This is a genomic window from Brevibacillus sp. BC25 (assembly GCF_000282075.1).
GTDB lineage: Bacteria > Bacillota > Bacilli > Brevibacillales > Brevibacillaceae > Brevibacillus.
The window spans coordinates 127,060-152,047 of record NZ_AKIX01000128.1; the positions used below are offsets into that span (position 1 = coordinate 127,060).

At 45.6% G+C, this 24,988-nt stretch carries 23 protein-coding genes and 2 pseudogenes; 20 read left to right on the plus strand and 5 right to left on the minus strand.

Translation table 11 applies throughout. The annotated features are described in order from the left end of the window. Window positions 1-193 precede the first annotated feature (193 nt). Complete coding sequence (locus tag PMI05_RS27735; RefSeq protein ID WP_007729153.1) at window positions 194-2,149, plus strand: translation factor GTPase family protein; 1,956 nt, start codon at window positions 194-196, stop codon at window positions 2,147-2,149. Window positions 2,150-2,229: 80 nt separating this feature from the next. On the opposite strand, the gene PMI05_RS27740 is transcribed toward PMI05_RS27735, so the two are convergent. Beyond that, a complete protein-coding gene (locus tag PMI05_RS27740; protein ID WP_007729155.1) occupies window positions 2,230-2,862 on the minus strand; it encodes a Crp/Fnr family transcriptional regulator in 633 nt (210 codons plus the stop codon). A gap of 26 nt (window positions 2,863-2,888) precedes the next feature. Next, window positions 2,889-3,536: a Crp/Fnr family transcriptional regulator gene (locus PMI05_RS27745; protein WP_007729164.1), complete on the minus strand. Its 648-nt coding sequence runs from the start codon at window positions 3,534-3,536 to the stop codon at window positions 2,889-2,891. A gap of 334 nt (window positions 3,537-3,870) precedes the next feature. Between PMI05_RS27745 and PMI05_RS27750 the strand changes: the two genes are divergently transcribed. The 19 genes and pseudogenes from PMI05_RS27750 (at window position 3,871) to PMI05_RS27835 (ending at window position 21,694) form a co-directional block, all read left to right on the plus strand. Then, on the plus strand, window positions 3,871-5,358 hold the full coding sequence (locus PMI05_RS27750; protein WP_007729167.1) for a 4-hydroxyphenylacetate 3-hydroxylase family protein: 1,488 nt from the start codon (window positions 3,871-3,873) through the stop codon (window positions 5,356-5,358). Window positions 5,359-5,386: 28 nt separating this feature from the next. After that, the gene (locus tag PMI05_RS27755) at window positions 5,387-5,923 is read left to right on the plus strand and encodes a 3-hydroxyanthranilate 3,4-dioxygenase (RefSeq protein ID WP_007729170.1); all 537 of its coding nucleotides are present in this window, start codon (window positions 5,387-5,389) and stop codon (window positions 5,921-5,923) included. Next, window positions 5,908-6,918 carry an amidohydrolase family protein gene (locus PMI05_RS27760; RefSeq protein ID WP_039961531.1) on the plus strand — a complete coding sequence of 337 codons (1,011 nt, stop codon included), beginning with the start codon at window positions 5,908-5,910 and terminating at the stop codon, window positions 6,916-6,918. The genes PMI05_RS27755 and PMI05_RS27760 overlap by 16 nt, the downstream gene beginning before the upstream one ends. Then, window positions 6,915-7,376, plus strand: coding sequence for a RidA family protein (locus tag PMI05_RS27765; RefSeq protein WP_007729176.1), 462 nt, complete (start codon window positions 6,915-6,917; stop codon window positions 7,374-7,376). The genes PMI05_RS27760 and PMI05_RS27765 overlap by 4 nt, the downstream gene beginning before the upstream one ends. Before the next feature lie 10 nt (window positions 7,377-7,386). Continuing rightward, entirely contained in the window at window positions 7,387-8,853 is a 1,467-nt protein-coding gene (locus tag PMI05_RS27770; protein ID WP_007729178.1) for an aldehyde dehydrogenase, read from the plus strand. 30 nt (window positions 8,854-8,883) lie between these two features. Continuing rightward, entirely contained in the window at window positions 8,884-9,669 is a 786-nt protein-coding gene (locus PMI05_RS27775) for a 2-keto-4-pentenoate hydratase (RefSeq protein WP_007729180.1), read from the plus strand. A gap of 22 nt (window positions 9,670-9,691) precedes the next feature. Continuing rightward, a complete protein-coding gene (locus PMI05_RS27780; protein WP_007729181.1) occupies window positions 9,692-10,579 on the plus strand; it encodes an acetaldehyde dehydrogenase (acetylating) in 888 nt (295 codons plus the stop codon). Window positions 10,580-10,604: 25 nt separating this feature from the next. Continuing rightward, window positions 10,605-11,627: a 4-hydroxy-2-oxovalerate aldolase gene (gene dmpG / locus PMI05_RS27785; protein WP_007729183.1), complete on the plus strand. Its 1,023-nt coding sequence runs from the start codon at window positions 10,605-10,607 to the stop codon at window positions 11,625-11,627. A 12-nt stretch (window positions 11,628-11,639) separates the two neighbouring features. Then, window positions 11,640-12,428, plus strand: coding sequence for a 2-keto-4-pentenoate hydratase (locus PMI05_RS27790; RefSeq protein WP_007729185.1), 789 nt, complete (start codon window positions 11,640-11,642; stop codon window positions 12,426-12,428). A 156-nt stretch (window positions 12,429-12,584) separates the two neighbouring features. Further along, complete coding sequence (locus PMI05_RS27795; protein WP_007729187.1) at window positions 12,585-13,196, plus strand: TetR/AcrR family transcriptional regulator; 612 nt, start codon at window positions 12,585-12,587, stop codon at window positions 13,194-13,196. Next, the gene (locus PMI05_RS27800) at window positions 13,193-13,861 is read left to right on the plus strand and encodes a hypothetical protein (protein ID WP_007729192.1); all 669 of its coding nucleotides are present in this window, start codon (window positions 13,193-13,195) and stop codon (window positions 13,859-13,861) included. The genes PMI05_RS27795 and PMI05_RS27800 overlap by 4 nt, the downstream gene beginning before the upstream one ends. Before the next feature lie 461 nt (window positions 13,862-14,322). Next, window positions 14,323-14,799 (plus strand): heme-degrading domain-containing protein, encoded by a 477-nt coding sequence (locus PMI05_RS27805; RefSeq protein WP_007729194.1) that lies wholly within the window; start codon window positions 14,323-14,325, stop codon window positions 14,797-14,799. A 127-nt stretch (window positions 14,800-14,926) separates the two neighbouring features. Next, window positions 14,927-15,400, plus strand: a complete 474-nt coding sequence (locus tag PMI05_RS27810; RefSeq protein ID WP_007729197.1) for a tautomerase family protein — start codon at window positions 14,927-14,929, stop codon at window positions 15,398-15,400. Window positions 15,401-15,434: 34 nt separating this feature from the next. Then, window positions 15,435-16,272 (plus strand): annotated as a pseudogene (locus PMI05_RS27815) (aldo/keto reductase). 250 nt (window positions 16,273-16,522) lie between these two features. Beyond that, window positions 16,523-16,582 (plus strand): hypothetical protein, encoded by a 60-nt coding sequence (locus PMI05_RS31870; RefSeq protein WP_157230981.1) that lies wholly within the window; start codon window positions 16,523-16,525, stop codon window positions 16,580-16,582. 373 nt (window positions 16,583-16,955) lie between these two features. Beyond that, window positions 16,956-18,590: an ABC transporter substrate-binding protein gene (locus PMI05_RS27820; protein ID WP_007729202.1), complete on the plus strand. Its 1,635-nt coding sequence runs from the start codon at window positions 16,956-16,958 to the stop codon at window positions 18,588-18,590. Between the two features lie 129 nt (window positions 18,591-18,719). After that, window positions 18,720-20,102 (plus strand): M14 family zinc carboxypeptidase, encoded by a 1,383-nt coding sequence (locus PMI05_RS27825; protein WP_007729205.1) that lies wholly within the window; start codon window positions 18,720-18,722, stop codon window positions 20,100-20,102. A gap of 449 nt (window positions 20,103-20,551) precedes the next feature. Beyond that, a pseudogene (locus tag PMI05_RS30455) lies at window positions 20,552-21,080 on the plus strand (Tn3 family transposase); the annotation flags it as partial. Window positions 21,081-21,277: 197 nt separating this feature from the next. Next, the gene (locus tag PMI05_RS27835) at window positions 21,278-21,694 is read left to right on the plus strand and encodes a VOC family protein (RefSeq protein WP_007729208.1); all 417 of its coding nucleotides are present in this window, start codon (window positions 21,278-21,280) and stop codon (window positions 21,692-21,694) included. Window positions 21,695-21,773: 79 nt separating this feature from the next. Here the strand turns inward: PMI05_RS27835 and PMI05_RS30915 are convergent, their stop codons facing one another. From PMI05_RS30915 to deoD, 3 genes are all read right to left on the minus strand, one after another. Beyond that, window positions 21,774-21,917: a hypothetical protein gene (locus tag PMI05_RS30915; protein ID WP_007729211.1), complete on the minus strand. Its 144-nt coding sequence runs from the start codon at window positions 21,915-21,917 to the stop codon at window positions 21,774-21,776. A 1,451-nt stretch (window positions 21,918-23,368) separates the two neighbouring features. Beyond that, on the minus strand, window positions 23,369-24,058 hold the full coding sequence (locus PMI05_RS27845) for a DUF4241 domain-containing protein (protein WP_007729216.1): 690 nt from the start codon (window positions 24,056-24,058) through the stop codon (window positions 23,369-23,371). A gap of 80 nt (window positions 24,059-24,138) precedes the next feature. Then, on the minus strand, window positions 24,139-24,846 hold the full coding sequence (gene deoD / locus PMI05_RS27850; RefSeq protein ID WP_007729218.1) for a purine-nucleoside phosphorylase: 708 nt from the start codon (window positions 24,844-24,846) through the stop codon (window positions 24,139-24,141). Window positions 24,847-24,988: the final 142 nt, after the last annotated feature.

Below are 24,988 nucleotides of genomic sequence, written 5' to 3' on the forward strand. Positions count from 1 at the left end.
TCGCTTCACTCTGCATGGTATAGAGCATGCAATTGGGTGAAGCTTGGCAACTGATACGAGCCTGTAGTAAATGAAAATGTGCGAATGGATACGGCAATTTACAAGAAAGCGTTAGACAACTATTCTTCTTCTCCATTCTTATGTTTTAATGAAAAAAGATATTGCAGTCGAGTAGCTATGGAAGAGGGATAACATGAAGCGTCTAACGATCGGCTTGTTTGCCCATGTCGATGCTGGCAAGACTACTTTCGCCGAACAGTTGCTATACCATACGAACAGTATCCGATCGCGGGGCCGGGTGGATCATCAAGATGCCTTTTTGGACAGCCACGATATCGAGAGGAAAAGAGGCATTACCGTGTTCGCCGATCAGGCGGTTATGCACCATAAGGGCGACGTTTATTATTTGATCGACACGCCTGGACACGTCGATTTTTCTTCCGAGATGGAGCGGGCGATCGGGGTAATGGATTACGCTATCGTGATTGTCAGTGCAGTAGAAGGGGTTCAGGGTCATACCGAGACAGTCTGGCAGTTGTTGCGCAAACATCGGATACCGACATTTTTCTTCATCAATAAAACAGATCGGATCGGCGCGGATGCCAGCAGGACGAAAGAGGAGATACGCAGTCAGTTGACAGGGGATGTCTGTTCCGTCAAGGACAACTTCGCCAACGGTATCGTCGGTGAGGAGCTACGAGAGATGATGACGGAGCGGAACGAGTCATTGCTAGAAGCGTTCATAGAGGAACGGGACGATCAAGCTTTTTGGCTGGGTGCCTTGCAGGAGATGATACGAGATGGGAGTCTTTTCCCCTGCACCTGCGGTTCGGCACTGCAGGATGATGGTGTTGTAGAGTTCCTGAATCAACTGTCCTTGTTGACGACTGCGTCTTATGACGAAACGGCTCCGTTCGGGGGGCGCATTTATAAAATTCGACACGCAGCAAACGGGTTGAGGCTAACGTTCGTCAAAGCGCTAAGCGGCAAGCTGAAGGTACGGGAGCTGCTTAGCTATGAAAGCGGTGGGCTTCGATACGAAGAGAAGATTACACAAATCTTACTGTTTAATGGTAGGAAATCACACTCGGTTGAACAAGTGACTGCCGGCGATTTGTTCGCGGTCGTCGGCTTGTCCGAGGCCGAAGCTGGACAAGGCGTGGGGCTCTTCTCAGACAAGTTTGCTTATGAGACTGAGCCGACACTACAGTCGAAAGTACAGTTTGACGGTTCGCTTCACGTGCAGCAAGTGCTCGGTGCGTTTCGCATTCTGAATGCGGAGGACCCGTCTCTGAATGTGGTTTGGGAAGAGAGTTTGCAAGAGATTCACATTCGTGTCATGGGTCTGATCCAATTAGAAGTGCTGGAGCAGGTTGTGAAGGAACGCTTCGGTTTCGTTGTCTCATTCGGCCAACCAGAAATCTTGTATAAAGAAACGATACAGTCTGCTGTTACGGGATATGGACACTTCGAACCGCTCAGGCATTACGCGGAAGTGCACCTCCTGCTTGAACCGGGTGAGCGAGGCAGCGGGATCCACTTCACTAGCGTTTGTCATCCTGATGAACTGAATTTTAGCTACCAGAATCTAGTTCGGTCTCATCTCTATGAACGGGAGCATCATGGGCTATTGACAGGTATGCCGGTCACCGACATGAAAATTACGCTCCTAAGAGGCCGTGCGCACAACGAACATACGAATGGGGGCGACTTTCGTGAGGCCACCTTCCGCGCGCTGCGGCAGGGGCTGGAGAAAGCGGAGAATTTGCTGTTAGAACCCTATTATGACTTCAAAATAAAGGTGGGAATGAACGAGATGGGGAGGGTACTTTCGGATATTCAGCGCGCCTCAGGTTCATTCGAGCCACCGCAAATGTCGGATACGCATGCGGTCATTACGGGAAGGGTGCCTGTAGCAACATTCATGAATTACAGCACCGAATTCGCTTCTTTCACGCATGGACGAGGTAGCATCCGCTGTGTATTTGGCGGATACGATCGCTGCCATAACGCGGAGGAAGTGATTGAAAGGAAAAGCTATGAAAAGGATGCAGATCCGCTTTATACATCCTCTTCGATCTTTTGTGCCAAGGGGGCAGGCTACTCGGTGCCGTGGGACGAGGCAGAATCCAAGATGCATCTGCTCTAAGAAGAATCGAACAATGCTGTATCACAAGAGTTTCAAAGGTTATTTTCAATGCAGAAGGGCGAGCCTGATTAGGCTTCGCCCTATTTACATTGGATGCGTGAATAAATCTCACGCAATCCCTCTATATCCACAACTCGAATGGCACTACGCTCAGATAGCTCAATCAAGCCTTGCTGTCGCCATTTCTGCAAGGTCTTGTTCACTGTAATCCGAGACGTATCAATATAGCGTGCAAAAGACTTCTGATCGATAGGGATATGATTATTTCCGTGCACAGCTATCAGTTTGAGCAAATAATTAGCCATCGCAAGCTCAACCGGACTGTCAGTAAACGCGATGATTTCAGCCAGGAGACGGAGCTTATAGATTTGTGAGTTGGTGAAGATCACTGCCGACTGTGGGTGGTCTTGGCATACGCGCGATAAGACCTCGTCGGAGAAAAAGTACATGACGGAAGGAGAAGTAGTTATGGCTGATGTCAGGTATGAGCCGTTATAGGCGCCGTGCTCCCCGAACAACCCACCTGTGGGAATGTAATCGATAGACCGCTCATGCCCGTTCTCAGATAAGAGAGTGATCTTTACGCTCCCTTTGTCTAGATAATAAAATCCAGTTCCCACATCGCCTTGATGGTAGATCGTTGTATGTTTTCCCATTTCGATCTTCTTGCCATACATGAGGTATGGGGTCCACTGATAGCGGAGACAGGCCATTGTGACCACCTTTCACATGGATAGGCTTACACTGTGCGAGCAGTGTGTGCCGTGAGTTGTGGAGGCTTCAGCATATCTGGGCGTTTGACGACAAAGGATCGGTTTTTAATTTCAATGATGCCATGTTCCTTCCATGCCTTCAGGATCTTATAGACAGTGATACGGGTGAGGCCAGCACATTCAGCAAGCTCTTGTTGCGTAAGGGGAACCTCGTGGTTTTTAAAGTCTTCGCAAATGTTGAGCAGAAGACGAGCGATTTGTTCTTCTGAAGTCAGTGCCTTCATGTTGATGGCGGTTAGAAGAATCCGCATTTTTTGATTGAGTGTTTGGGTGAACAGAGACAAGAGTTCAGGGCGTACCTTCAGCATTTCGAGGAATTGCAAACAGGAGAAATGGTAGACGACTGCATTCTTTACAGCAATAGCCGTGGTGAAATGAGGTTGTTGATCCATCGTTTGAAGTCCCATGATTTGACCAGGGACTACGATGTTCACTAGGCGATCTTTCCCCTTGAAGGTAGAGGTCACAATCTTGACTAATCCCTTATGAAGATAATAAAAACCTTCTCCCATCGTCCCTTGCTTATAGATAGCTGTTTTTCCTTTCACAAATTGACGGGTGCCGTATTCTAAAAGGCTTTCCCATTTCAAATCAGTTTCAAAAGGGGATACCATCATCACCGCTCCTTTCCTCATCAATGATCTTGCCTCTTCCAATCACCACCCAAGATTAAGTCTTAATTTTCTGAACTCACTACTTTTGATTATATGAAAATAAAAAGCTCCTTACCAATATTTCAACGTGAAAATCACGTGCATTCGAAAGAAAAACAGAATGGATGTTAATTCGTTTACATATCCTCAGTGGCCCATGAATCGGGTGAGCGGCATTATATATTTTTCACCCATGATGTTAAGCGGGATACATTTTTCAGAAAAGACAGACATTATAATGCGGTTTAAGAACAAAAACGAGTCAACCAACCAAAAACAACAGGGAGGAATTGTGGTGGGAATCCGTACAGGTGACCAATACATTCGGGGATTGAGATCGCGGCAACCGGAGATTTGGCTGCAAGGCAGAAAGGTGACAAATGTATATGAGGAAGCTGTTTTTCGACAGCCGATTCATGAAATAGCCAAGCTGTATGACATGCAGCATGACGAGAAGTACCAGGAGAAGATTACCCATATTTGTCAGGAGACCGGCGAGCGTGTGAACAACGCCTTTCTCGTTGCAAAGACCCCTGAGGAATTGCAGGCGAAACGAACCTTGTACGAAGCTTATGCGGAAGCCACTTTTGGCTTGATGGGAAGAACGCCGGATTTTCTTAATGTCGTCTTGACGTCGCTATACAGCAATGCGTCTTTCTTGGAAAAGTACAATCCGCAGTGGGCAGAAAACGTGAAAAATTATTACAAGTATGTACGCGACCAAGACCTGTTTTTAACGCATGCGATTATCAATCCACAAAATGATCGCAGCAAGTCCTCGCACGAACAAAACGATGTGTACACCCATTTAGGGGCAGTAGAGGAGACGCCGGACGGGCTGATTGTCAAAGGAGCGAAAATGCTCGCGACACTGGCGCCGATCACGGATGAAGTCATCATTTATTCGTTTCCGGGGTTCAAGCCAGGAGATGAGCGTTACGCCTTGGCATTTGCCATTCCGATTAACACGCCGGGCTTGCGCATCATTTGTAGAGAGCCCATGCAGGATGGACTTCGTTCCGTTTATGACCATCCTTTGGCATCGCGCTTCGAAGAAATGGATGCTCTTCTTGTCTTTCATGACGTACTCGTACCTTGGGAGCGCTTATTCCTGTACAACAATGTAGAAGCAGCCAACCTGCTTTATCCAAAGACAGGCATCGGACAGCAGCCGGCGCACCAGACAGGGGTGAGAGGACTGTTGAAGCTCCAATTTGCCACGGAAGTTGCCATGCGGCTGGCAGACTCCATCGGGGTAGACGTCTATCCGAATGTCCAAAACAATCTCGGGGAGCTAGCGCAATCGCTGGAATCGGTCAGAGCGCTCCTAAGGACGGCTGAGCTGGAATACGAGACCTTGCCGTCGGGCGAGCTCATGCCGGGTTACGTACAGCTCGAAACCATTCGCGGACTGCTTCCGAAGCTGTACCCGCGGGCGATTGAAGTCATTCAAATTATTGGAGCAGGCGGATTGCTCATGTCCCCGACTGACAGTGATATGGAGCATCCCGAGTTGGTGGCGGATATGGAAAAGTTTTATGCCGGACGGGAGGGTATCTCCGGTACAGAGCGGGTTCGCCTGTTTAAGCTCGCTTGGGACCTGTGTGGGGAAGCCTTCGGACAGCGTTTGCTGCAATACGAGCGGTACTATACCGGTGATCCGGTGCGCAAATTAGCGATTTTTTACAACAATTATAAGAAGTCTCATGCATGCACGATGGTGGATGACGCGCTCAGCGTTTTTGCTGCCAAATCGACATCGCAGACGGAGCAGATTCTTTAAACAAGTAAAAACAGGGAGGGAATAGAGCATGCGTACATTGGCACCTATCCATTTGTGGAAGTTTATCGAGGATCACATCGATCAGCTCAAGCCACCGGTGAATAACAAGGTGATTTGGAAAGATGCAGAACTAATGGTCATGGTAGTGGGAGGGCCGAATAAGCGGCGGGATTTTCACATTGATCCATCCGAGGAAGTCTTTTACCAGCTCAAGGGTGATTGCTTCGTAGAGATCATCAATCAGGATGGGAAGCGTGAAATCATTACGGTCAGAGAAGGTGAAATGTTCCTTCTTCCTGCGAATGTCCCGCATTCCCCACACCGGATCGCGGATACAATCGGCCTCGTGATTGAGCGCAACAGAAATGAGGGAGAACTGGAGGACTTTGCTTGGTTCTGCGAAAACTGCGACCACGAAATGCACCGCGTACGGATTCAACTGACCAACATAGAGGTGCAGGTAAAAGAGGCGATCGAAGGATTCAACAGCAATCTGGAGCTGCGGACATGCCAAAAATGCGGGCACGTCATGTCTCCGGAAGCGAGTGAATGGAAATGCGAGTAGACTTCCATACCCACATTATTCCAGAGGATCTTCCCAACCTGGCTGAACGCTTTCATGGAGAACGCTGGCCAGTTCTGCACCGTACTTGCACATGCGGGGCAAATATCATGGTCGGGGGGAAAGTATTTCGCGAAGTGACGGATCAGGTGTGGGATCCCCAAAAACGGATTCATGACATGCAGCAAGAAGGCGTGGATATGCAGGTGTTATCACCCATTCCGGTCACGTTTTCCTACTGGGCCCTAGCGGCCGAAGCGGAAGTGATGGCGCGGATTCAAAACGATTTTATCGCAGAGACGGTCAACCAACATCCGAATCATTTCATCGGATTGGGTACAGTTCCATTGCAAGACACCGAGGCAGCCATTCGGGAAATGGATCGCTGCATGCACGAGCTCGGCCTGAGAGGGATCGAAATCGGTACCAACGTAAATGGCAACAATCTCGACGACCCGGGACTGATTCCTTTTTTTGAAATGTGCCAGACATGGGATGTGCCACTCTTCGTACATCCATGGGAGACGCTGGGCAGAGAACGTATGCCGCGGCACAACCTGATGTACACCGTCGGGATGCCAAGCGAGACAGCGCTTGCCGCAGCAAGTCTTATCTTGGGAGGCGTGATCGAGAAATTTCCCCGCCTGAAAATCTGCTTTGCCCATGGCGGCGGCTCTTTTCCTTATATTCTACCCAGGCTGGACCAAGGCTGGAAGGTATGGCCACATCTGCGTCTGACTGATCAACCGCCTAGTGTGTACGCGAAACAATTCTACTTTGATTCCTTGACGTACGACCCACTGAACATCCAATACATGATAAAGCGCTTTGGCGAAAATAAAATTATGATGGGATCGGATTATCCCTTCCTGCTTCGTGAAACACCTCCCGGGGAAGTCATCGATCATACTTTGGAGCTGACGGACGGGCAGAAGCGGGCGTTGCTGGGTGAAAACGCGCTTCGCTTCCTGAACATAAAGGAGATGAACGGACTGTGAAGCATCAGACTGAAACGCCGGAACAACGTCTACAGGCTATGGGCCTAGCCCTGCCCGAACCGAGACAGCCGGCTGGTAATTATGTCGGTTGTGTCCAAACGGGCAATCTCTTGTTCCTGGCAGGCCAAGGGACAAACGAATATCGAGGGAAGCTGGGACAGAATGTCACGATAGAGGAAGGCTACCTAGCTGCCAGGCAGTGTATGCTCAATCTGCTGGCTGTTGCCAAACATGAGCTAGGCGAACTGTGGAGAGTCAAACGAGTGGTCAAAATTCTCGGATTCGTTAACAGCGATCCAGCTTTCACGGATCAGCCTAAAGTCATGAATGGGGCGTCCGATTTGTTGGTGGAGCTATTTGGAGAGAAAGGCAGGCATGGGCGGTCCGCTGTGGGGATGGCACAGCTCCCGCTAAATAACGCCGTAGAAGTAGAGATGATCTTGGAAATCGAGAATTAGGAGGATTCCCATGAGTCAGACTACCAAGGAAAACCAGGTACGAAAAGACGCAAAGTTATTCATAGACGGAGAATACGTGGACGCTCTTTCCGGTGAAACCTTCGATACGATCAACCCAGCGACAAATCTCAAGCTGGCTTCTGTGGCCAATGCAAGTGAGCAGGATGTAAAAAGGGCGATCGACGTGGCGCAGCGTACGTTTGAGTCAGGCGTTTGGAGTGAGATGTCTGTAGATGAACGCGCCAAGATTCTCTGCAAAATGGCTGACCTGGTGATGGAGCGTGTGGACGAACTCGCTTTGGTGGAGACTCTCGATGTCGGCAAACCGATCAAAGAAAGTCGGGGCTTCGATATTCCGAGGGCGGCGGCCAATTTGCGCTTTTTTGCCGAAATGGCTAAGTACATGGTCCATGAGCATTATGAAATGCGCCATTTTATGTCCTACGCCAAATATGCTCCGGCAGGTGTGACAAGTCTGATCATTCCATGGAATTTGCCCTTCATGCAGATGACCTGGAAAGCATCGGCGGCTTTAGCGGCGGGAAATACCGTCGTTGTAAAACCAGCCTCGTACACGCCTCTCTCGGCTGTAATGCTCGGAGAGATTGCCAATGAAGCAGGTCTACCTCCTGGCGTGCTCAACATCATCACTGGTCCGGGCGGGACTGTCGGGACGGCGATGACGACGCATCCCCATGTGCGCAGGATATCTTTTGTAGGAGAATCCAATACCGGCAAGACCGTCATGCAGAATGCCGCTTCGCATCTGATTCCAGTATCGCTCGAATTGGGAGGCAAATCAGCCAATATCGTGTTTGAAGATGCCGATCTTGATGAGGTGGTAAAAGGATCGATTGAGGCGATATTCCGCAACCAAGGCGAGATTTGTCTGGCAGGATCGCGTTTGTTGGTACAAGAAAGCATTTATGATCAGTTTCTGGACAAATTTGTGGCGGCTGTTCAAAGGATCAAGGTGGGAAATCCTCTGGAACCAGAGACGGATATGGGAGCGTTGGTGTCCCGTAGTCACTTAGAGACGGTGGAGCACTACATCCAGATCGGACTGGAAGAAGGTGCCAAGCTAGGTTACGGCGGAAATCGGATCAGCGGGCTGGGTGACGGTAATTTCCTAGAGCCAACCGTTCTCTATGATGTAGACAACAAAATGAGGGTGGCGCAGGAAGAGATTTTCGGTCCGGTCATCGTGATCATTCCATTTCGTACAGAAGAGGACGCTATTCGGATCGCCAATGATTCGGCTTACGGCCTGGCAGGAGTGGTTTGGACCAACGACCTGAGGCGCGCGCATCGCGTGGCTGATCGAGTGAAGTCAGGTCTTTTATGGATCAATTGCTGGTATGTGCGTGACTTGCGAACGCCGTTTGGCGGTGCCAAGGACAGCGGGATTGGCCGCGAAGGCGGGCGTCACAGCTTCGAATTCTACTCCGAGGTCAAGACAGTCACAATGAAATTATAGCGAGAAGGTCAGAATCAGGGAGGGAGCCGTGTGGACATAGAAAAGATCACACGATACGCCGATCATTTAGCGGCGGCGAGTCGTGAAGGGGTGGGAGTAGCGCCACTCACTTTACTGGATCCGCAAATCAGCGAGATAGAGGCATACCACGTTCAATTGATGACGATTGAACGAAAAGTGAAAGAAGGCGCGAGGAATACAGGGAAGAAAATTGGCCTAACCTCTCGTGCCATGCAGACACTGCTTGGCGTAGAACAGCCAGACTATGGACATCTATTGGACGACATGGTCGTGGAAAACAACGGAGAATTGCCTTTCGAACATGTCCTTCAGCCAAAAGTTGAAGCAGAAATTGCCTTCCTGCTGAAACGCGATCTGGAAGGGCCACATGTAACCATCTATGACGTCTTGATGGCAACGGAATATGTAGTGCCTGCTTTGGAAATCGTGGACAGCCGTATAGCCAACTGGCAAATCAAACTAGAAGACACAATTGCGGACAATGCATCCTCGGGCTTCTATGTGCTGGGTGACCATCCCGTGAAACCGCAAGATCTGGATCTTCCTCTGGTAGGAATGGCGTTTTATAAAAATCAGGAGCTGGTCAATACCGGTGTTGGTGCCGCCGCATTAGGCAATCCCGCATCTTGTGTAGCGTGGTTAGCGAACAAGCTGTACGAATTAGGGATTACACTCAAAGCAGGAGAAATCATCTTGTCCGGTGCGTTATCGGCAGCGGTTGAAGCTAAGCCTGGCGATGTATTTCACACACGGATTGCTGGACTTGGTTCAGTAGGAGTCAAGTTTGGCAAGTAAAAAATAGGAAAGGGGTGCATGTATGAAGAAAGTAAAAGTAGCAATACTGGGCTCGGGTAACATCGGGACAGACCTGATGACCAAGCTTGGAAGGTCGCCAGTTCTTGAACTGACGTCCATGATTGGAATCGATCCTGATTCGGATGGTCTGCGTAGAGCAAAGGCAGTTGGATACTACGTATTTGACGGCGGATTAAAACCGTTTTTGGAAAGCGGTGCGGATCTTGCGGATATCGTCTTTGACGCTACTTCAGCCAATGCACATATTCGGCACGCTACGGCGCTCAGGGAGGCAGGAAAGCTCGCCATCGATCTGACACCTGCTGCTGTAGGGCCCTATGTAGTACCTTCTGTGAATCTCGGTGCACATTTGAATGAAAAGAACATCAATCTGATCACATGCGGCGGCCAGGCTACGATTCCGATCGTTCATGCGATAGGCAGTGTGAGTCCGGTCAGTTACGCAGAGATCGTGGCCACTATTTCCAGTAAAAGCGCGGGTCCTGGCACACGTTCCAACATCGACGAATTTACGGAGACGACTGCACATGGTATCGAAGCGATTGGCGGAGCGAAGAAAGGCAAGGCGATCATCATCCTGAATCCGGCGGAGCCGCCGATCCTGATGAGAGATACGGTCTATGCAGTAGTGGAGGAAGGTGCGGACCGACAGGCGATCGTGAAGGCTATCCACCAGACAGTTGTCTATATTCAAGCATACGTTCCTGGTTATCGACTGCGCTCAGAACCGATCTTTGATGAAAACAAAATCACCGTTTTTTTGGAAGTGGAAGGCGCGGGCGACTACCTCCCTACTTATTCAGGCAATCTGGATATCATGACGGCGACAGCAGTGAAGGTAGCAGAGGAATATGCCAAGCATGCTGTCGGCATCGGCACGGGTATATAGCCACGAATGAAAGGAGGACCCGCATATGAGTCGTGATATTGTGATCACCGAGGTAGCACTTCGAGATGGAAGCCATGCGATCAATCACCAGTTTACTGTTGAGCAAGTAACCGCTGTGGCGCGCGCATTAGATGAAGCGAACGTCCCGTATATTGAAGTCTCCCATGGAGATGGGTTGGCCGGATCGTCCCTGCAGTACGGGCTGTCCAGGACCCCTGAACTGGAGCTGATCAAGGCTGCCGTTTCCGTTTGCAAACAAGCGAAAGTGGGCGTGCTCTTGCTGCCGGGAATCGGCACGATCAAAGATTTGAAGACGGCTGCAGGGCTAGGGGTAGGCATGGCACGTATCGCCACACATGCGACCGAGGCGGACGTATCCGCTCAGCATATTTATCGGGCTAAAGAACTTGGCTTGACGACAGTTGGCTTTTTGATGATGTCGCATATGGCTACTCCGGAAAAACTGGCAGAGCAAGCTAGACTCATGCAAAGCTATGGAGCCGATGTCGTGTATATCGTCGATTCTGCTGGCGCTCTGCTACCTGATCAAGCAGGGGAACGAGTCCGGTCGTTGAAGCAATGCCTGCATATTCCTGTTGGCTTCCATGCACACAATAATTTGTCCTTAGCCATGGCCAATACGCTCGTTGCCATTCAAGAGGGTGCCACCTGGATTGACGGCAGTGTTCGGTGCTTGGGGGCTGGTGCGGGCAATACACAAACCGAGGTTCTCCTTGCAGTACTGGATCGAATGGGCATTCAGACGGGCGTCGATCTGTATAAAATGATGGATCTGGCAGAAGAAATCGTGTCACCGATTCTTCAAATACCACAGGAAATTACCAGAGACGCTCTGGTTCTCGGATACGCGGGTGTCTATTCCAGCTTCCGGCTTCATGCCGAGCGTGCAGCCAGGAAATTCGGCATCGACTCCCGGGATATTTTGATCGAGCTGGGAAGACGAAAGGCCGTGGGGGGACAAGAAGACATGATCGTGGATGTCGCAGCGGAAATCGCCCAACTGAACAGCTCTACCAAAATCATTTAGGGGGTGGTCTGCGTGCAATTGGAACTACTGTACAAAAAGCTGGCTCAGAAGCTGGTGGATGCGGAGTTGAATAGGGAGGTGGTCGTGAAACTGACGGCTGAATACCCCGAGCTGACAGTGGAAGATGGATATCGTATTCAAAATGAGCTGGTCTCCCTCAAGCTTGAGCAGGGACATCGAATCTTTGCCTCTAAAATGGGTTTGACCAGTCAGGCAAAAATGAAGCAGATGAATGTGCACGAACCGATTCGGGGCTACATTTTTGACTATATGAACATCGAGGACGGCATTCTACCGATCAATGAATTGATTCATCCCAAGGTGGAAGCGGAAATCGCCTTTGTTTTGAGTGAGGATTTGGAAGGACCCGGCATCACGGAGGATCATGTCCTGGCCTCCACTGACTATGTGGTTCCCGCACTGGAGATTATCGACAGCAGGTATGCGCAGTTCCAGTTTGCCTTGCCAGATGTCATTGCCGACAATACTTCGTCTTCCCGTGTGTTTATCGGATCGACGTGGAGAAAGCCTGATGAACTTGAACTCGATTTGGTAGGTGTTACTCTTTCGATCAATGGCGAGCTCAAAGACTTGGGGGCTGGTGCGGCAGTTCTCGGTCATCCAGCCCACGCGGTCGCGATGCTGGCGAACATGCTTGCTCGCGAAGGACGCAAGCTGCACAAGGGAGATTTGATTTTGTCCGGGGGCATTACCGGTTCCCACCAGCTATGGGAGGGGGATGTCGTAAGCGCCAAATGGGGTGGCCTTGGAAGCATTGAGTTTGTGGTGAAAACGAGATAGACAATAAGGCGAAGAGCCGAGAAGAATGCACGGAGTTATCCCGTATTCTCTCGGCTCCTTTTATGTTGGGAAGCGAATCCCCTAATGAATCATCTTGACAATCAGCGAAAGTAGGCGCTATTATCTAACTAACGTTAGGTAGAAAATGGTGATAAAATGAATAAAAGCGAAGCAACACGACAAAAAATTCTTGAAACGACCACATGGTTGATCGGACAGTATGGAATTGAAAAAGCTTCACTTTCCATGATTGCTCATTCTGTAGGCATACAGAAGCCATCCATCTATTATTATTACTCTTCGAAAGAAGAACTAATAGACGCTGTATTCGCTTGGATTTTAGAAGAATATAGTTTTGAACAATACTTTCAGATTAATGAGTATACGAAAAAGAATTTTGTAGAAAAGATGGTTCGTGACGGCTTGCAATTGTTGGTTGAAGAGACTACAGATACACAAATGCTTGTTGTACAGGTATTAAATGAGTTTCTTTTATATGGAAACCGAGAATCTTCTCATAATAAAGAGTACCGATTAAAAATTAAAGCCGTACAGGAAGGCTTTATTGACGGTTTTTTAAGATTACTACAAAAAGGTGAAGAATTTGGTCACACTGATTCAAAAGGCTTACGTGAAAAAGCATGTGTATTAGCGTTAACACTCGATAACTTATCAAATTATCCGATGATTGGTATTCAACTAGATGTTTCAGCTGTTTGGAGAGAAACCATTACAAGTGTATTATCTAAAAAAGGAGACTTTACATGAGTGAGAATCATACATTATTAAATTTTTCAAAAACGGATAAAGTTATCTTGTGGCTTGGTTTCCCTCTTATCGGTTTAGTGTTCGGCTGGTTTCTTCCGAGTATTGCTAAATGGGGGAGTTCTTTGCCGTGGATACCTTTCCAGGGGCCCTTACAACTAATTGCATCCTATAGTGGAGCATGGGTAGGCATTGTTACAATGATCCTTGGCCTGATTGCGGGCATTGCCTTGACTCTACTCTCTTTTCATGAAAGCTTAGAAACGTCTGTATACAATGATAAAATTACATGTAAACTTAGAGATGATGAAATTCTTTTTAAAAAGATAGATATCTCCCTTGTATTTATGGATAAAAAGCAATTGGTGTTTTTAGGTCATGATGAGAAAGAACTATTTCGTTCTAAGCAGGAACTTACGAAAAACACAGTAGGTGCTGCATTTAGAAAACATAATTATATTTGGAGCGATACGGATCCATTTCAAGATGATTTTAAAATATGGGTTGTGGATTCTCCTGATCTATCTCCTGCTGCGAATGCTCTATTAAAGGCAAGGGGAATAGCAATAGAAAAAGGAAATGATAAAGAAGCTTTTCAATTGGCGCAAGAACTTTGGAAGCTAAGAGTATCAGTAAAAGAAAAGGACAAAAGGCAATATTATCGATAAAAATCAACAGGCATTTCAATATTCTCGTTTTATGAGGTTAAGCAGCTTCATCTGCTTAACCTCAATTTCATTTAAAATAACGATAGCTGGGGAGGGCGATAAAATATCTGAGCATTAATCCCGTATTGAGTTTGTGTGAAAACGGGATAGGCAGTAAAGGCGAAAAGCCGAGAAGAATGCAGGGACTTATCCCGTATTCTCTCGGCTTCTTTTTACGTCTCTTCTAGCAACGGTCTCCGCTGAACAGCTTGCATCTACCAACACGAGATTCGCTTTATCTCTTTTTTGAAGGCGCTAGAGAGGAAGAGGTAAGTTCGGAGGGGGAATTGGAGCCCTTCTGTTAAAACTTTATAGGAACTTTTCAGTAGATGTAGCATCAGCAATTACTATTGCGGCCTTGGATCTTACCAGGGTGTCGCCTAAAAATATGAAAATCATTCATTATCCATGAGGTGATAGTTATGAGTACAGAATCCTTTGATGAAATTATGAAAAAGATAATAAATGATGAGGAAACGCTGCAATTCACTACATTTACTAACGAAGACGCTCTTCAATTAGGTTTGTTGATTGTTGATATGGCCAAACAAGAAGAAAAACAGATCGCTGTAGATATAACCAAAAATGGAGTGCAATTGTTTCACTTTAAGATGACAGGCACATCTCAGGTAAATACCGAATGGATTCAACGCAAAAATCGAGTTGTAGCACTGCATGATCACAGTTCCTATTATTTGCAAAGACAAAGTGAAATAACTGGAATGTCGTATCACGAATCAAATCGAGTTGATGTCTCTAAATACGCGGGATATGGGGGAGCTTTTCCCATCATGGCTAAAGGCGTCGGGATCATCGGGACCATAACGGTATCAGGACTAACTCCCGAAGAAGATCATGAATTGGTTACAAAAGCAATCCACTCCTATTTAAACAGATAATAAGAGGAGCAATCTTCTGATTGAAGAGGGTGGTTCATGCAATTCATTGTTCATGCTTATATAGAACATAGTTTGGTTATATTTAAGTAAACAGCTTCTTTTTATCTAAAATAAGGATGTGTACGAAATGCCATTCATTGTGCTAAATACGTGGCCAGCTATGTCGAAAGATATCAAAAAAGAATTCATTAGACAGGCAACAGAATTAACAACAAACGAATTGGAGATCGTACCGGATAAAATTCAAGTGTTGATACATGAACTTGAAAAAGAAAACTGGGGGAAAGCAGGAGCCTCAGCAGCGGATCATGACTTTGCTCTTAAGAGCCGGCGTATCAATTGGGTTACAGAAGAGTCTTATCACACAGATGATTCTGAAATAAATGGTATGGCTGTCGTTACAGTTGATATTTGGAATACGTTCGACCAGGTAACTAAAGATAAATATGTAAATGACCTGACTCACCTCACTATGAAATTCACCCGTGCACCTTTGGATAAAGTTTTAATCCTTATTCGAGAAATGGTACCAGGTAATTGGGGACAAAGTGGTGTGACAGGAGCAGATAAAGATTTTCTTTCAAAAAGTCGACAATTGTAAACCAAAATAACAATGATAAGGAAGATAATGTTCAATGGCGAAAAATTTGCAAGATACTACGACTCTTCACAATGGTGTTAAAATGCCTTGGTTTGGGAGTATTTAAAGTGGAGGAAGGTCCAGAACTTGAGAATGCGGTAAAAACATCAATCAAGCATGGATATCGCAGTATTGATACAGCTGCTATTTATGGAAATGAAGAGGGAGTCGGTCGCGGGATCCGTGAAGGGCTGAAAGAGGCTGGTATTTCCAGAGAGGAACTCTTTGTTACTTCAAAAGTTTGGAATGCAGATTTAGGATATGAGTCAACCTTAGCAGCTTATGAAACCAGCTTAAAAAAATTGAATTTGGAGTATCTGGATTTATACCTCATTCACTGGCCAGTGGAAGGGAAATTTAAAGAGGCTTGGAGAGCATTGGAAACACTTTATAAAGAGGGGCGAGTAAAAGCCATTGGGGTAAGTAATTTCCATATTCATCATCTCAAAGAGTTGATGAAAGATGCTGAAATAAAACCGATGGTGAATCAAGTGGAACACCATCCACGTTTGACCCAAAAGGAGCTTCAAGATTTTTGCAGAGAGCAAGGCATTCAATTTGAAGCATGGTCTCCGTTAATGCAAGGACAACTATTAGATAATCCAGTTTTAAAGGAGATTGCTGAAAAGCATCACAAATCCATTGCACAAGTTATCCTGCGCTGGGACTTGCAAAATGGTGTCGTAACGATTCCAAAATCTACAAAAGAACATCGAATCGTTGAAAATGCGTCGGTGTTTGATTTTGAGTTGACAAAAGAAGAGATGAATCGGATCGATGGCTTGAATCAGAATCTTCGAGTCGGTCCAGACCCGGACAATTTTGATTTTTAAAAGATAAAGGAAAAGGATATAGAGACTCTCTATATCCTTACTTTTTTTAGAGGACAACGTAATACACTCGGGTGTCATAACCCGGTTCTCCAAAATGGTCCCGGTGGTCAAACGTACGTTCCATTGCTAAGATTTGAAGGTTACCATAAAACTATGTGGAGTCTAATTTGACTCATTTGCCTTTATGTAAGGAGATTGAGGAAATGGAGCGGGGGAAGACAGATGAAAGCTATTCAAATGTCAATAAGATGTGTATAAAGCACTTGCCTTGGGAGCGAAGATGGTGTTCGTCGGTCGCCCATACCTTTAGGCGTCATCATACCTTTGTTCGTTCGGCTAACAGATCGCTAGGAAACGGCTGCCACGGGTGCAGCCGGTTTTACGTTTACGGACAACGCAGATATTTTCATCGCACTTTATTTTCTAGTCTAGACGAACGTTTTTACAAATCTGCTATTCAGCATGCGCAGGGAGCTTCTTAAACAAGCTCCCTATTCTTTTGTAGAAACATATTGTCGAAAACTAACGATTGAATCTCCTCTTGCTGGAGGTTTTATAATCGGGACCAAGGGGGCTGATACGTTTGCCAAATCGGCGCTTTAAACGTAAAGGAGGTCAGATATCTTTCAAAATTATGTCATCATGTAGATTTTTTAAACAATACAGAACAAGGGAGCTGTAACATGGTAAAGAAGAAACAGAGATTTCATGGCATTATTTTAGGATTCCTAATTATGATATGTACGTCGTTGGTGGTTGCATGCAGCACACAATCAACCACACCTGAACCAAATCAACAGCCAGAGGCTAACAAACCAAAGACAGGTGGAACCATCACTGTGGCTTACCCAAGTGAAGCAGATACCCTAGATGTTCACAAGTCAGTTGGCAACGATATGAGTGTTACTTGGAATATGGGTGGATCGCTGCTCTACAAGGATCCTGTTACAAAAGAATTCAAACCTAATCTCGCAAGTGAATTCAAGATTTCAGAGGATGGAAAAACGTACACCTTTACCATTCGTTCTGATGTTACGTTTCACGATGGAACACCTCTGACTGCCAAGAGTTTTAAGGATACCTTTGAACGCATTAAGAATCCGAAAACAAAAGCAAAACTGGCGGGAATAGTTATGATGCCGGTGAAGAGCGTCAGTGCCCCTGATGATAAAACCCTCATCCTTGAATTACATGAACCCAATGTGTCGATTCTTGAAGATTTAGGCACTGGTGTAACTCAACCGCTATCCATGAAGGCCATTGAAAAATATGGTGAGGAATATGGACGAAATCCTGTGGGAATGGGTCCATGGAAGTTTGAGAGCTGGAAGGCTGGCGAGGGGGTTACATTGATTCGGAATGAAGCCTTTAAGTGGGCCATGCCGCTCGATGAAAATCAAGGACCGCCAAGAGCTGATAAACTGGTGATCAAAACAATTCCAGATAAAAGTGTTATGTTGGCCGCTTTGGAAAACGGTACCATCGATGTTGCATTCGATGTACCCGCAAAAGATATCAAGAAGTATCGAAATAATCCAAAATATCAGGTTCTGGAACTCTTACGGGCTGGGATACCTCTTAGTTTATATATGAACTTGACAAAACCCGAGTTTCAGGATATCCAAGTCCGAAAAGCATTCAATATGCTGGTTAATAAACAAGCGATGGTCCAGGCGGTTTTGATGGGTGAAGCAGAAGTTGCCCAATCGTTGTTATCCCCTTCAACATTGGGGTATGATAAGTCATTGGAAAAATACGGGTACCAATACAATGTGGAAGAAGCAAAGAAGCTCCTTGACGCTGCTGGATGGAAGGTAAACGGAGAAGGCCTGAGAGAAAAGGATGGAAAAGTATTTACCCTTTCCTTTTTGAGTTCGGCTAGGTTTGAGATGCAAGCTCAGTTGTTGCAAGCTATGCTGGGCGAGGTGGGTATCAAAGCTACCATTCAAAATTTAGAGGAGTCAGCGTTTAGTGATGGACAAATGAAAGGAAATTTTGATGTGACGATGGTTACTTATAGTTACGATGACCCTGATGCTTTATACCAAAGTTTCCACTCTAGCCAAATTGGTGCTGGCTTTAACATAAGTGGTCTAAAAGACGGCAAGCTGGATGCCTTATTAACAAAAGGACGTGCAACCGCTGAAACGGAAGCCAGAAAACAGGTATATGTAGATGCCCAACAACATCTCCTTGAGCAAGCATATGTTGTTCCCATCTATAGTGACAAGCTCTTTGTGGTAGTAAGCTCGCGAGTAAAAGGCGTGAAATGGACGTCTTATTCTCCCAATTTCCAAGATAGCTGGGTAGAAAAATAAACGGAGTCTTTACGTCTACGTCAAGAACCTAATCGATACGCTAAGGAATAGCATCTTTTTTTAGAATGACTTGGAAGATTGCAACTGAGACAAGATTAAAATATGGCATCAGACGAGGGGGAATGATCGATGAATTTTCAACATGTGATTGATAAGGTTCCAGACTACAAGGTTTTTCTAACAGTAGATGAAATGGATGAAAGCACCAGAAAGCTGGCCGAAGAGTTTCCTGATGCTGTAACCGTATTTGAGGCGGGAAAGTCCCGCGATGGACACCCCATTCAATGTATCAAAATCGGAGACGGGCCCAAAAATGCGTTATGCTTTGCCTGCCCGCATCCTAACGAGCCAATTGGCGCGATGACGATGGAATATCTCTCCCGCGCATTGGCAGAGGACAAGGCTCTGCGCGACGAGCTGGGCTTCACGTGGTACATCATCAAATGTGTTGACCCTGATGGTACGCGACTAAATGAAAATTGGTTTAAAGGACCATACAATATTTTTAACTACATTAGAAATTACTATAGACCTGTCGGCTATGAGCAGGTGGAATGGACTTTTCCGTTTGAATATAAAGAATATCGCTTTGACAAACCATTGCCTGAAACGCAAATGCTCATGAAAATCATAGACGAGACTAGACCTGAGTTTATGTATTCTCTACACAATGGGGGGTTATGCGGTGCTTATTGGTATATTTCGCACGATTTGCCAGAATTATACGAGGGATTTCACAATTCAGCAAGGAAGGAAGACGTGCCTTTAGATCTAGGAGAACCAGAGACGCCATTTGCGACAGAGTTTGCTCCGGCCATCTTCAGTTTAAACGGGCAAGACGAATACTATGATTATATGGAGAAACATACAGGAAAACCCCCGACACTTGATGTGGGGGCAGACAGCCACACATACGCCTCTTCGAAAGCGAATTGTGTAACATTAATCACCGAGCTGCCATATTTTTTCGATCCACGAATAGAGGATCAGAGTGACTCAGATATCTCCCGCAGAGAGGCACTTCTCTCCGAAGCAGATCAAAGTGAGGCTTTCTTTGAAATGCTGGAGGGACTTGTGGGTGGCATACGATCCTATATTTCGCAGGATAACCCGTTTTTCAAGTTGATGGACCCCTCTTCCCCGGCACGCAAAGAAAGGAACGAAGCACAGAGAAAATGGGCAATGAGCGATCCTGAATTTGAAAAGCCGGCAAAGGGTTCCCAAGTTTTCAGCAGTTTCGTGGTATCGAAGTTTTATCGAGGATTGAGCTTAGGACTAGCGGTCCGCACTTGCGAATTTGAGCTAGAGCGGCTAGCAAAGGAAGGCTCAAACGACCAAGAAGCAATTACAAAACTGAAAGCAGTGCTGCAAGAAGGGCTTCGCCAATTGCGACAGTATACGGATGAGCTGGAACGAGAACTAAACTATACAGTTATTCCCATTCAGAAATTGGTACGTATTCAGTTGGAATGCGGTTTACTAGTCTCCAATCACATCAGCAAGAATCGGTAGTGGCCTATGATGGTTTGAGATTAGATCGTTAATATGGCTGCACAAAAAAACCACTTCTCATAAAGGTGGTTTTTTGTATTGAACTAGAAACCTCGACAAAAAGCAGAACAAATACTGGGCGTTTGAAGATCAAGAATAGATACCCTTGGTCAAGAGCAATCAACAGTGACTCTAATGCTACTCGAGCAGCTATCGCCGTCGGTTACAGAAAGAAGAAAGCCTAAGCAATTGGCTGGGAAAACCCGCGAAAATCTCAAATTAAAGCCGAGATCAAGCGTCACAAGGAAGCAACGGCTGATAACCTGGGACTTGGGGTTATCGCAGAATACATGAAGATTGTATTCGCGGACATTACAGACCTGATAGAATTTGCTCAAATGGATGAACCGTTGTTTGATGGAGAAGGTAGACCAGCCATCGATCCTGTAACCAGCGATCATATAAGTTGAACTGGGTTTGACGAGCAATTCATTCATGCTTCAACAAATCGTCAACCTAAATCCGAAGAAAAACCGATTGTTCTGGCATCGCTCATGGCTATGGGTAACAATATCGGCATAACAAAAATGGCTGATGCAACGCCTGGGATCTCCTATCATCAAATGGCCAATGCTGCTCAATGGCGGATGTACGATGATGCCATGAACAGAGCACAAGCTACACTGGTGAATTTTCACCATCGCCGTTCACTGGCTTCTTATTGGGGAGATGGAAGTACATCCTCATCTGATGGTATGTATGCGTGTACAGGTAAGCGTTTCGTCTCTTAGTGCTGATCCAAATCCGCATTACGGATCAGGAAGAGGAGCTACTATTTATCGATTCGTCAGTGATCAATTTTCATCGTTCTACACGAAAGTTATCAATACGAACGCTCGGGATGCGGTCAACGTCATAGATGGCCTACTGCATCATGAGTCGGACCTGACAATTGAAGAACATTATACGGATCAGGTATTCGGCTTGGCTCATTTTGTCCAGAGATATATTTTAGACTGATTAATAAAGTATTGGACTGGATAATAAAGTTCTAGACTGGGGCCACGTTAAAATAGCTGGCAGGATAGTATGAATAACTCACGAATTACTAGGATGAACCATGTCCCTCATCTGTCGTCTATATAAACGAAGGCAAAAATGAACACAAACTAATTTGACGAAGAGGTGTTTTGAAAATGGCATTAACGTCCGCATTCACGAGCTTCAACCTGCCTGTAAAAAACGTAGAACAATCGAAAGCGTTCTTCACCGGACTCGGATTCGAGCTCAACCCGCAATTCCCCGAGAACGAGAATTCGGTAGCCATCGTGATCGGCGACAACCTGCAGGTCATGCTGATCAATCAAGCATTCTTTAATACGCTCACGGAGAAGGAATCCGTCGATACGAGCAAGTATGCGCAGATGACGATCGCATTGGCCTTCGAGAGCCGGGAAAAGGTCGATGAAATCGTGAATACTGCGGTCTCCTTGGGCGGGAAATTGCACGCTGAACCTGAAGATCATGGGTTCATGTATCATTGGGGCTTCGTGGACTTGGACGGCCATCTGTGGGCCATTAACTACATGAACATGGATGCGGCACAAGGTTAAGGCTAACGGAGAGCACGCTCGTACTAGGGTTCAAAAAGAAAGACGCCGGGCATCTTCCCCGGCGTCTTCTTCGCGATGATTAGTTTTGTTCGGTATAGGCTTTGAAATTGTCCATGATCGCTTGGCAGCCTGCTTGCTGGAACTCGACGGGATTGGAGCTTTCCGCGTCGAACGTTTCAATGACCTTCGTCTCATTCCCTTGATCGACGAAAGCAATATCCACTCTTCTTCCGTCTCCCATAGAAGCACTAAGAAAACTTTATTATTCAGTTTAGATCCGTGGATGGCTTCATTCTGACGTATAGTCTAAAACTAATTTTACGAAGGCAGTTGATTTAGCACTGCAAGAAACTGATTAAATAAACAATGTCAGTCTAAAACTTTATTATCTTTGTACACATATTTCTTAAGTATTAGGGGAGAGACCTGCTCAAAATACTCGAATGAAAACTGTTGGCATAGAAGATACCATTTTCCTTGGCTTGGATTTTATCCGATACCTCAAAAGATAGAAAAGGGAACACCACTTTATGAAAGCCTAATCGATGAGTTTGTTGAAGCAGAAAAAAAGAGAGAGACTTCAAGTGTTTATAAGTCTTACTTCACACAGAAGGAGCATGAAAGGTTCAATAGAATTTAATGTCTATAAAAGAGTAAAAATAATACCGAAATTTCAGTACATGAAATGGCTCTTTTATGAACTGAAATGAAAAAATCAATAAACGTACGCCAACTTTCCATTTGATAGTAGTAATTTAGGTGCTACGCGAGTTCATAGGTATATTCCAGTATATTGTTATGATAATTGATTACTTTCTTATGCTGGTGTCGTTAACATTAATAAAACTGTGACACAAACAAGTATACTAAATTAAGAACTCTGGTATACATGTTTGTGTCACAGTTACAGCAAAGAAGTGTTAGTATACATGTTTGTGTCATTTTGGTATACATGTTTGTGTCACTAGACACCAGACAAATCCTATTATATTTACGCCTATGCGATTTCTGCTCTTTTTATAAGTTTACATAATATATATTATCGGACTCAACACGAAATGCATAATTTCTGAAAGGGGTACTCACCTGTTTTTATAAACTACGTGTCACAAACTCATTCGTACATGGATCTAATTGAAAGATGATGCAAAATAAATAGCTTTTTCCCATCTATCGATGCCATATGACATACATGTAATGTATTATCGAAACTTGCTCTCATAAAAACCTAACTAGTCATAAGGAGCTTTTCCAGTATGTTTATCAGCTTCACAATAAGACATGAACAGCAGCAACCAAACTGCTGATCATCTATTAAGACCACTCAGTCATTTATCATCTATCTACATAAACCACTTAAAATTCATCAGAATAAAAAAATTCATTTAAATTAAAAAAACACTATTTACATTTATTGTAAATTCACTTATATTATAATTAAGATCACTATAACTAAAAACGCCCGGAGGTCCCCAAATGACCAAAGTAATCCCAAAATCGAAAACGATCACCACTTCACCGAAAAAAAGATCGTACGAAAATACCTTGAATAACCTGGCGCAATACCTCGAACGAAATAAGAAAAAATAACCAATAAAAAGAGTGCCACCGGAGGCACTCTACTTTGGCGTCTATAAGCTTTTCTTCTCTCTTCCTTCCCGTTTCCCCCAACTTCTATTCTTCAGCCGTTCCCATCCAATCCAACAAGTAAAAATCTGTTACCAAACGAGCGATTTGTCCCTCGGCATCATAACCGATATAGCTCGCGTAGCTGCCGTCTCCCCATCCTGTTGAAAACATGGCAACATTACAGCCTTCCCCTATATCGATCAGACCCCAACTACGCGTGTGTTTATACGTTTGGTCCATTTTCTTCGTCAACGTCTCATAAAACATCTCGTCCTTCTCCATTTCTCGTTCCAAGAGCGCGCACGCTTCTGCATCCATGAACGAGCCTGTCCCTGCATCCACACCGTAGCCAAAGAATTCACCTTCGCCAAGTTGTGACACATCTGACTCCGCCCAAACAGCCATTTTCCAAGACACGACAGGTTTCTCTGAGAAGACAATCCGTGCCAATGCGACCCGTTCATCTGGCTCTAGAGAGTCATCCGTTTGCTCTTCTTTTGACAGGGATTGAACTTGCGCAATAGCGAGCTGTACGGAAAAGCTCCCCATCGGGAAAACCTCCACAAACGGTTCCGTCTCAAACATGACAAATGGATCATTCGCCACGATTTTTCCTGTATTCACCTGAAGCTTGCCTATATCTTGGCGGAACAACCGATATAAATAGCCATCCTGCTCTATCGTATACCCTTCGTCAAATGCCGTTTCAAAAAAGGCAGGGCAATTATGTTTCATGATTCCATCCCCTTTTTCTATCCTCTACATAAAATCCCACTGACGATAGTTTGCCAGTGGGATGTCGTCTGCATGCTAATTTACTTGATCAGAGCTGCGTCCAGCGCCACTTCAATCATTTCATTGAAAGTCGTTTGGCGCTCATCAGCGGAAGTTTCTTCACCGGTTAGAATGTGATCACTCACAGTGAGGATAGACAATGCGTTGCGCTTGTATTTTGCAGCCAATGTGTACAGCGCGGAAGATTCCATTTCAATGCCAAGCACTTGATAGGATGCCAATTTTTTGTACAAATCCAAGCTTTCGCGATAGAAGCTGTCGCTCGTAAAGATATTCCCTACTTTGACAGGCAGATTGCGCTCAGTCGCTACTTGATATGCTTTGTGCAGCAAATCAAAGTTAGCAGTAGGAGCAAAATCAATCTGATTGAACAGGAGACGATTCGTTTGGGATTCGGAGGATGCGCTCATCGCGATAATCACGTCACGAACTTTGATGTCTTCCTGGATCGCGCCGCAAGTGCCTACGCGGATCAGGTTTTGAACGCCATAAGATTCCATGAGCTCATTGACGTAGATCGAGATAGAAGGAACTCCCATGCCCGTTCCTTGTACAGAAACGCGCTTACCTTTGTATGTACCTGTGAAGCCGAGCATGCCACGCACGTTGTTGTAGCACTCTGCTCCTTCGAGGAAAGTTTCAGCAATGTATTTGGCCCGTAGCGGATCGCCCGGCAGTAGGATGGTTTCAGCAATTTGACCCTGCTTTGCTCCAATATGAATACTCATAATCTGTTTGCCCCTTTATCAAGAAAAAATGACCTACTTGCCTATCGTACTACAAAAACCGAACAATGCAAAGTCAAGAGATCAAATGATTCCAGCGGCTTATGATTGCACGTTTGCGCGAGACTTTTGAAAATAACGAATA